Origin of the sequence: Geothrix fermentans DSM 14018 (genome assembly GCF_000428885.1) — a bacterium.
Classification (GTDB): Bacteria; Acidobacteriota; Holophagae; order Holophagales; family Holophagaceae; genus Geothrix; species Geothrix fermentans.
This window is the reverse complement of record NZ_KE386813.1, coordinates 7,114-16,098: the sequence shown is the minus strand read 5'-3', so window position 1 is coordinate 16,098 and position 8,985 is coordinate 7,114. Positions and strand designations below refer to the sequence as shown.

At 69.4% G+C, this 8,985-nt stretch carries 8 protein-coding genes and 1 tRNA gene; 7 read left to right on the top strand and 2 right to left on the bottom strand.

Annotated elements, in window-relative coordinates:
• Positions 1-302 precede the first annotated feature (302 nt).
• Both G398_RS18955 and G398_RS0115035 read left to right on the top strand, forming a co-directional pair.
• Entirely contained in the window at positions 303-710 is a 408-nt protein-coding gene (locus G398_RS18955; RefSeq protein WP_052572088.1) for a GxxExxY protein, read from the top strand.
• Positions 707-1,762 (top strand): SAM-dependent methyltransferase, encoded by a 1,056-nt coding sequence (locus tag G398_RS0115035; RefSeq protein ID WP_026854202.1) that lies wholly within the window; start codon positions 707-709, stop codon positions 1,760-1,762. Before G398_RS18955 ends, G398_RS0115035 begins: the two co-directional genes overlap by 4 nt.
• Before the next feature lie 53 nt (positions 1,763-1,815).
• Here G398_RS0115035 and G398_RS18950 read toward each other — a convergent pair whose 3' ends face one another.
• On the bottom strand, positions 1,816-3,744 hold the full coding sequence (locus G398_RS18950; protein ID WP_084512825.1) for a CocE/NonD family hydrolase: 1,929 nt from the start codon (positions 3,742-3,744) through the stop codon (positions 1,816-1,818).
• A gap of 186 nt (positions 3,745-3,930) precedes the next feature.
• Here G398_RS18950 and G398_RS0115025 point away from each other — a divergent pair, with 186 nt between their 5' ends.
• Complete coding sequence (locus G398_RS0115025) at positions 3,931-4,956, top strand: agmatine deiminase family protein (RefSeq protein ID WP_026854201.1); 1,026 nt, start codon at positions 3,931-3,933, stop codon at positions 4,954-4,956.
• A complete protein-coding gene (gene aguB, locus G398_RS0115020) occupies positions 4,953-5,810 on the top strand; it encodes an N-carbamoylputrescine amidase (RefSeq protein ID WP_026854200.1) in 858 nt (285 codons plus the stop codon). Before G398_RS0115025 ends, aguB begins: the two co-directional genes overlap by 4 nt.
• Before the next feature lie 326 nt (positions 5,811-6,136).
• Here the strand turns inward: aguB and meaB are convergent, their stop codons facing one another.
• The gene (gene meaB, locus G398_RS0115010) at positions 6,137-7,075 is read right to left on the bottom strand and encodes a methylmalonyl Co-A mutase-associated GTPase MeaB (protein ID WP_026854199.1); all 939 of its coding nucleotides are present in this window, start codon (positions 7,073-7,075) and stop codon (positions 6,137-6,139) included.
• 102 nt (positions 7,076-7,177) lie between these two features.
• Here meaB and G398_RS18945 point away from each other — a divergent pair, with 102 nt between their 5' ends.
• From G398_RS18945 to G398_RS0114995, 3 genes are all read left to right on the top strand, one after another.
• Entirely contained in the window at positions 7,178-7,606 is a 429-nt protein-coding gene (locus G398_RS18945; protein WP_043485657.1) for a hypothetical protein, read from the top strand.
• Between the two features lie 13 nt (positions 7,607-7,619).
• Positions 7,620-8,750, top strand: coding sequence for a hypothetical protein (locus G398_RS0115000; protein ID WP_026854198.1), 1,131 nt, complete (start codon positions 7,620-7,622; stop codon positions 8,748-8,750).
• Between the two features lie 27 nt (positions 8,751-8,777).
• Positions 8,778-8,854, top strand: a tRNA-Pro gene (locus G398_RS0114995).
• Positions 8,855-8,985 lie beyond the last annotated feature (131 nt).

The following is an 8,985-nucleotide window of genomic DNA, read 5'->3' as shown; positions in this document are numbered from 1 at the left end:
AGAAAAGACAACCGGAGCTGAACGGAGATGAGCGAAGAAAGAAGTTCGGCTTTATCTCTGTCCATCTCCGTTCATCTCCGGCTTTTATCTTTTTGAGGTAATCCATGGCTGACCTGGATGCCATCCCGGAGCGGATCCTCGGCTGCGCCTTCAAGGTGAGTACCCCTCATCTGGCGGCGGCAGGAGGGCCGGGAAAAGAAAAGACAACCGGAGATGAACGGAGATGAGCGGAGAAAAAGAAGCTTGGCTTTATCTCTGTCCATCTCCGTTCATCTCCGGCTTTTCTCTTTTTGAGGTAATCCATGGCTGACCTGGATGCCATCACGGAGCGGATCCGCGGCTGCGCCTTCAAGGTGAGTGCAGGGCTCGGTCCGGGTTTTTTGGAAAAGCTCTACGAGAACGCCCTGGTCATCGAGCTTGAGCGAGCTGGTCTGCGCGTGGCCCGGCAGCACCCGCTCGCGGTCTGGTACGACGGCATTCAGATCGGCCAGTTCGCGGCGGACCTCCTGGTGGAAGACCAAATCCTGGTCGAGCTCAAGGCCGTGCGGGCGCTGGAGGACCTCCACCTGGCCCAGGCCCTCAACTACCTCCGGGCTTCCCTCCTGCCAGCCTGCCTCCTGCTGAATTTCGGCACGCCGAAGCTGGAGATCCGGCGTCTGCATCCCAGCCCTTCCTGGCCCCGACCTGCTGCAAAGGAACCTACGGCATGAACCCCCTCCAATTCCTGATCGACGCCCGCCTCGCCTCGGGCCCCGTGCCCGCCGCCGAAGTCATGGCCCTGGGCCTCTACCACCCGGAGCACGGCTACTACCGCCGCCAGGAGGGTCCCTGGGGCTTCGCGGGCAAGGACTACTACACGGCCCTGGACTTGGGCCCTCTGCTGGGCCAGACCATCGCCCTGCGCCTGGAGGCGGCCTGGGAGCGCCTGGGCCGGCCCGCGCGCTTCACGGCCCTGGAGCCCGGCGCGGGCCGCGGCTGGCTGGGCCGCGACGTGCTGAACGCGGTGTCGGGGCCCTTTGCCGAGGCCCTGGTCTACGTCCACCGCGACGACAACCCTGCCGCGAAGCGCGCGGCGGAAGCCGCGCTCAAGCCTTTCCTGGCGGCAAATCGCGCGCGATTTGCCGCCGAGAACGAACCCCTGGAGCCGTTCGTCGGCGCGGTGTTCAGCAACGAGCTCTTCGACGCCCTGCCCGCCCAGCCCTGGCGCTGGGATGGCGAGCGCTGGCTCCGCGAGGTGCTCACCGCTTCGGGCCCCCAGTGGCAAGCGGCGGAGCCCGGCGAGGCCGGCGCCTGGTTCGCGGAGCAGACCGACGGCCTAGAGGCCCGGGACGGCAGCATCTGGTGCGAGGCCCTGCCGGGCCTGGTGCATGACCTGGCGGCTCCCCTGGAGGCGGGCCTCTTCCTGGCCGTGGACTACGGCGAGGCCGCAGACCGCCTGCTGGCCAAGGGCGCGGACCTGCGCCGCTTCAAAGCCCACAGCGTGGACGGCAACTGGCACGAGGACCTGGGCGAGGCGGATCTGACAGCGGATGTCGACTTCACGCGCCTGGCCCGCCTGCTGGCGGGCCAGGGCTTCTCAGGCCTGGGGCACATGGAACTGAGCAAGTGGATCCGCACCCACGCCCCCCTGGAGCAGTGGGCCCCGGGCTGGATGGCCCTGCCCGCCCCCGAGCGCCTGAAACGCACCGAGAACCTCCTCCAGCTCACCCTCCCCGACCTGATGGGCAGCCGGTTCCGGGTGCTGGAGGGGTGGAAAGAATAGGAAGAATCAGCCACGGATAAACGCGGATAAACACGGATGAAGACATGCGGTTTTTATCTGTGTCCATCCGTGTTCATCTGTGGCTCGTGAGCTTTTCCTGACCACACCTCCACGCCGATCCCGCTGGGCCGCGCGGCGTCGTGGAAGACGGTGTGGGTGGCCTTCCGGTAGTCCTCGGGCCTGGCCTTGTTGATGTCCATGAACTGCTGGGGATTGCGGTCCATGAGGGGGAACCAGCTGCTCTGGATCTGGACCATCACCCGGTGGCCCTTCCGGAAGGTGTGGAAGATGTCGTTCATGGACCAGGCCACGCGGGTGGGCTGGCCGGGGGTGAAGGGCGCGGGCTTGGACAGGCTGTCGCGGTACTTGCCCCGCATGACCTCGCCCCGCACCAGCTGCTGGTAGCCGCCCATGGGGTTGGGCGTGCGGTCCCAGGGGGTGCCGCTCTCCTGGAAATCGGGATTGCGGAAGTCGTCGGGGTAGACGTCGATGAGCTTCACCACCCAGTCGGCGTCCGAGCCCGTGGTGGCCACGAAGAGCTCCGGGCGCAGGGGGCCGGCCAGGGTCAGGTCCGTGGCCAGGGGCTCCGTCTGGAACACCAGCACGTCGGGCCGCCTCCCGGCGAAGCGCTGGTCCGCGGTCATGTAGTCCTTGGGCATGCCGATGGCCACCTGCTCCACAAAAGGTACGGGCTTCGACGGATCGGAGACGTAGGTGTCGGCGCCGCCGTCTGGCGACGGCGGCGTGAAGGATAGCCGGCCGCTGGGCTGGAGATAGAGCTTTCCATCCTTGGCCGACGCGGGAGGCCAAGCCTCGAGCCGGTGCCAGCGGTTGGCGCCGGTCTCGAAGACCGTGGCCTTCGGCAGGGCGGGATCCTTCGCGTCCTTCAGGTGGTGCAGGAAGAAGGGGAGGAGCACCTCGGCCTGGAACCAGGCGGAGGTATCGGCCCCGAACTGCACGGGGCCCAGGTGGTCGCCCTTGGTACGCTCCCAGCCGCCGTGGGACCAGGGGCCCATGACCAGGCGGCTGTCCGTGGCGGGGCTCTGGCGGGCGAGGGTCTTGAACACCTGGAGGGCGCCGAAGAGGTTCTCCGCGTCGAACCAGCCTCCCACGGTGAGCACGGCGGGCTTCACGTCCTTCAGCTGGGGCCGCAGGTTGCGGGCCTGCCAGAAGGCGTCGTAGTCCGGGTGGTCCAGCATCTCGTTCCAGAAGGCCACGTCCTTCGTGTACTGCCGGGTGGCGCCCGTGGTGCCCAGGCGCAGGAACCACTCGTAGCCGTCGGAGGTGCCGTGGCGGAAGGCCTTGCCCCACTCGGCGGTGGGCTGGGGCCGGGGCTTGCCGAAGTTCACCATGAAGTTGAAGGCGTGGGGCAGCCACAGGGCTCCGTTGCGGTGGAAGTCGTCGCCCGCGAACCAGTCCGTGATGGGCGCCTCGGGCGAGACGGCCTTGAGGGCCGGATGGCCGGACAGCATGCCCACGGCCGTGTAGAAGCCCGGGTAGCTGATGCCCCACTGGCCGGCCTTCCCGTTGTTCCCCTCCACGTGCTTCAGTAGCCACTCGAGGGTGTCGTAGGTGTCCGTGCTCTCGTCCACGGCCGCGCCGCTGACGGCGCGCTGGGGCCGCATGTTCACGAACTCGCCCTCGGACATCATCCGGCCGCGCACGTCCTGGTAGACGAAGATGAAGCCCTCCTTCTGGAAGGCTGCCGAGGGCCCGAGGTGGTCGGGGTAGGCGTCCGCTCCGTAGGGGTGGACGCTGTAGGGCGTGCGCTGGAGGAGGAAGGGGTAGGTCCGGCTCGTGTCCTTGGGGGTGTAGATGGCCGTGAAGAGCTTGGCGCCATCCCGCATGGGGATCTGGACCTCACGCTTGGCGTACTGGTCGCGCACGCTTTCGGGCCCGGTCGGGGGCTGCCCGGCCGCGGCTGGGGCGCCGAGGAGGGTGAACGACAGGAGCGCGGCGCAGAGGGCGCGGACCAGGGCCATGGAAACTCCGGGGAAGCCCTCATGATAAGCGGCATGGGCGCCTTCCGGGGGATTCCTGTCAGCGCAGCTTTCTGCCCCCTGCCGACGGCCCCCCGCCTGCAAAAAACCTCGACGGCGAAAAGCCCTTTTGATGAACTGGAGGGTGCTCCCGCTTCGGGGGCGCATCCTGTCCAGGGGTTCCGCACCATGTCCCTCCCAATCTACCGACAACCTGCCGAGTGGGACCGTCACAGCGCCTGCTGGCTGGCCTGGCCCGCCCACGGCCACCTCTGGCAGGAGAACCTGGCCCCGGCCCAGGCCGAGTGGGCCGCCCTGTGCCGGGCCATCGCCGAGGAGGGTGGCGAGGCCCTGGACATCCTCGTGGCGGATGCCAAGGGAGAGGCCCAGGCGCGGCGGGCCCTGGCCCCCGTGCTGGCCCAGGCCCGCTTCCACACCGTGCCCGTGGGCGACATCTGGCTGCGCGACACGGCCCCCATCTTCGTGAGGGATGGCGACGGCGGGCTTCGCGCGGCCTGCTTCGGCTTCAATGGCTGGGGCCGCAAGTACCTGCTGCCGGAGGACGACCGGGTGGCGGGGCGGGTGGCGGCCCGCAGCGGCCTCCCCCGCACGGACCATGCGTGGATTCTCGAAGGCGGCTCCGTGGAGGTGGATGGCGAGGGCACCCTGCTCACCACCCGCCAGTGCCTGCTCAACCCCAACCGCAACCCCGGCCTGGACGCCGCGGAGATCGAGACGGCCCTGGCGGACGGCCTGGGCGCGGAGAAGGTGCTGTGGCTGGACGAGGGCCTCATCAACGACCATACGGACGGCCACATCGACACCCTGGCCCGCTTCACGGCGCCGGGCGTGGTGGTCTGCATGGAGGCCCGGGACGGGGCCGACCCCAACGCCGCCGTGCTGGACCGCCTCGCCGCCGACCTGGCGGCCATGACCGACGCCCGGGGCCGGAAGCTGGAGGTGGTGCGCATCCCCTCGCCGGGCCTCGTGCTCGACGAGGAGGGCGAGGTGATGCCCGCCAGCTACGTGAACTTCTACATCGGCAACCGCACCGTGGTGGTGCCCACCTACGGCACGGCCTACGATGAAGCGGCGGTGGACGCCCTGGAGCCCCTCTTCCCCGGGCGCCGGGTGGTGGGCCGCTCCGCCCGCGCCATCCTCAGCGGCGGCGGCGCCTTCCATTGCATCACCCAGCAGCAGCCGGAGGTTCCGTGAGCGCCGAGTCCCGTATCATCCGCGTGGCCGCCCTCCAGTGCGCCCTGGGCGATGGCCCCGACCAGAACGTAGACCGGGTGGAGGCCCTCGTGCGCGAGGCCGCGGCCACGGGCGCGAACGTCATCCTGCCCTCCGAGCTGTTCGAAGGCCCCTACTTCTGCCGGGAGGAGAAGGACGCCTTCTTCGACTGGGCCCGGCCCGCGGAGGGACACCCCACGATCGCGCGCTTCCAGGCCCTGGCGAAGGAGCTGGGCGTGGCGATCCCCGTCTCCTTCTTCGAGCGGGAGGGCCATGCCTTCTACAACAGCCTGGCCATGGTGGATGCCGACGGCGCCCTGCTGGGCATCTACCGCAAGAGCCACATCCCCGACGGCCCCGGCTACGAGGAGAAGTTCTACTTCCGGCCCGGCAACACGGGCTTCAAGGTGTGGGACACCCGCTTCGGGAAGCTGGGCGTGGGCATCTGCTGGGACCAGTGGTACCCGGAGTGCGCCCGGGCCATGATGCTCCAGGGGGCCGAGCTCCTGTTCTATCCCACGGCCATCGGCACGGAGCCCGAGAACCCCGAGCTGGACACCAAGGACCTCTGGCAGCGCGCCATGATCGGCCACGCCGTGTCCAACGTGGTGCCCGTGGTGGCCGCCAACCGCATCGGCCTCGAGGGCGGCCAGACCTTCTACGGCCACTCCTTCATCGCGAACCACCGCGGCGACAAAGTGGCCGAGCTGGGCCGGACGGACCCCGGCCTGATCACCGCCGACTTCGACCTGGAGGAGATCCGCCGCAACCGCGCCTCCTTCGGCTTCTTCCGGGACCGCCGGCCGGATCTCTACGGGATCATCGCCAGGACCTGAGGGCCATGCGGCCGAAGGCTTCAAAGGCCTCCACGAAGGGCACGAAGAAGTATGCAAAGTCCACGAAAGCGGGTTCCCGGCGCCCTGGCCAGGACATCCGGGCCTCCGGCCCCAGGGGCATCGCGCGTCCGGCTTCGCGGGTGGCGGTCGGGGTGGCCCCTGGATGCCACCCGGAGCCGCCACCCGCGAAGGGATGTCCGCGATGGGTCGAGCCCCCTTCGTGCCCTTCAGACGCCCGCAGGGTGCCTTCGTGACCTTCGTGGAGTCTTGTTTGGCTGAGGTTCGGCGATAACCGGATTTTCTTTTTGACGGAGATCCGAACGGGGCTACGGCTCGCCCAGGATGCCCGCCACGGCCGTGTAGGGATCCTGCGCGTGGTCGGCCACGGCCTGGATGGCGGCCTCGAGGCGCTCGGATCCGGCCTGGGCCCGGGCCCGGCGCAGGGCGGCCTCGGCCAGCAGCGACTCGAAGCGCAGGCGGGCCCGCTCCCGGGCTTTCCGCGCCAGCCCGCCGTGGGCGCGCAGCCAGGCGCCGTGCTCCCGCACCCGGTCCAGCAGCTCGGGAATCCCCTCGCCCTGCTGGGCCACGGTGCGCAGCACCGGCGGGTCCCAGGGCCGGGGCGGGGCCAGGGACTTCATGGCCGTCAGCTCCTGCTCCACCTGGTCGGCCCCGTCGCGGTCGGCCTTGTTGATCACGAAAAGGTCCGCCACCTCCATGATGCCGGCCTTGATGGCCTGGATCTCGTCGCCCATGCCCGGCACCAGCACCACGCAGCAGGTCTGGACGCAGCTCACGACGTCCACCTCGTCCTGGCCCACGCCCACGGTCTCCACGATCACCGTGTCGTAGCCCGCGGCGTCCAGCAGGTCGATGGCGTCCTGGGTGGCCCGGGCCAGGCCGCCCAGGGCCCCGCGGGTGGCCATGCTGCGGATGAAGATGCCCGGATCCGCCGCGATGCGCTGCATGCGGATGCGGTCGCCCAGGATGGCCCCGCCGCTGAAGGGGGACGTGGGATCCACGGCCAGGATGCCCACCTTCTGGCCTTCGGCCCGCAGGGCCCGGGCCAGCCGGTCCGTGAGGGTGCTCTTGCCGGCGCCCGGAGAACCCGTGATGCCGATCACGACCGCCCGGCCCAGGTGGGGCCAGAGGCTGGCCATGAGGTCCCGGGCGCCGGGGTGGCCATTTTCCATCCACGAGATGGCCCGGCCCAGGGCCCGCGGCTCCCCGCGGCGCAGGGGCTCCAGGAGGTCGGCGGAGGAAGGCATGGGCCCAGGATGCCAGCACCCCGCCGGGACCGGAACTCGCCCGGGGCATCCCGATGCGGTACCCTGGTGCTTCCGGCCCGCGCCGCAGTAGGACCATCAACGATGATCAAAGGGCTCAAACCCTCGAATGACCCCGCCTCCGGGGACGCGGCGCCGGAGGCTACGTCCGGCCCTGGGTCCGGGCCGGCCCCGGCCAAGCCCGCCGTCCGCCTCACCAAGCGGGCCCCGGTGACCCCCCCGGATCCCAAGACCCCCCGGGAGAAGATCTGCGCCGAGTGCGGCATGCGCTTCAAGGTGGAGACGGGCCAGAAGTTCTACCTCTGCCCCGACTGCTACCGCCGCTCCTTCTCCTACAAGCGGAAGGGGGGCAAGGAGGCCGCCCGGGTCCTCACCCACATCACCTGCGCCGCCTGCGGCGCCCAGGAATACCTGCCCTTCGTGCCCGAGGACCCCGCCAAGGCCCTCTGCCGGGCCTGCTATGCCAAGGAACGGCCGGAACCCAAGGCCGCTCCCCGGCATTCCCGTTCATGAGTCAGGAGATCTGATGCGTTTCGCCATTCTGCCCTTGCTGGTCACCGCCTCCCTGCTGCCCGCCCAGGGCCCCGGCCCCAGGCCCGCGACCTCGAAGGCCGCCGCCAAGGCCGCGTCCAAAACCGAACCCACCTCCGAGACCGCCCGCCGGGCCTTCACCCAGGTGCTCGACGCCGTGGATGCGGGCTGGTTCGGCCAGCCCTACCAGGGCATCACCTCCGTGGAGATGCAGGGCACCCTCGGCGTGGCCCTCAGCGGCGCCGCCGTGAACCAGAAGGTGGACAGCCTCAGCCAGGGCCAGGTGAAGGGCAACAGCTCGGGCGGCCAGGCCAACCTCCGCCTCAAGGGCACCTACTTCGCCAACGGGGACTTCCGCACGGACCTGGCCGGGGACTTCGGCAACCTGCTCTACACCCGCCGGGGCACCCGCGGCTTCCTCTACAGCAAGGAACAGAACGCCTACACCACCCGCGTGGACCTGCCCCCCTCCGATGCGCCCCGCACCTACATGACCTGGTTCCGCCAGACCCTGAACGACATCAAGGCCGCCTACATCGATGCCCCCACCTTCAAGGCCAGCGTGGCCGGGGAGGAGACCAGCGGCGGGCGCACCCTCCAGCGCCTGGTCTTCAACGCCCCCACCAAGCCCTGGGATGCCAAGCGGCGGGAGCAGAGCATGGCCCAGAGCCTGGGCTTCTGGAAGCGCGGCCGTCTGGAGGTCACCGTGGACAAGGCCACGCAGATGCCCCAGCGCCTGGACTTCCGGAATGACGAGCAGGGCATCCACACCCGCATGGACTTCAGCTACGGGGCCGGCAACAAGCTCCAGGCCGTCAACCTCACCAACAGCAGCCGCGGCTTCGAGGGACCCGGCTGGCTCCGCGTGGGCTACGGCGGCGACGGCCTCATGTCCCACGTGGCCGGCGAGCTGGCCAGCCAGGACAAGAAGATCTCCTTCGCCATGGACCTCGCCTGGTCCCGGACCCGCACCCCCAACGAGATCATCGCCATCCCCCCCGCCGGCGCCACCAAGCGCGGCCGCGAGGACCTGGAGATCCAGCTCATGGTGGGCCTCGCCTCCCGGATCTTCGACCTCCAGCGCGCCGGCCTCAACCTCCGCAGCGTCGCCATCGGCGGAAAGTAGGCAGAAAACCAAGTAGACTGGTCCCATCGGAGCGTGGCGCAGCCTGGTAGCGCATCTGCTTTGGGAGCAGAGGGTCGCGAGTTCGAATCTCGCCGCTCCGACCAATGGGTTCCATCAAACGCCTGTCGGCGAGATTCGAACTCGCGAGTGGGCTTTCGGAGGCAGGACTAGATGTCCTGCCGGAGAAAGACCGGCGGCTGGCGAAGCCAGACGCAGTTCGAATCGCGTATTGGTG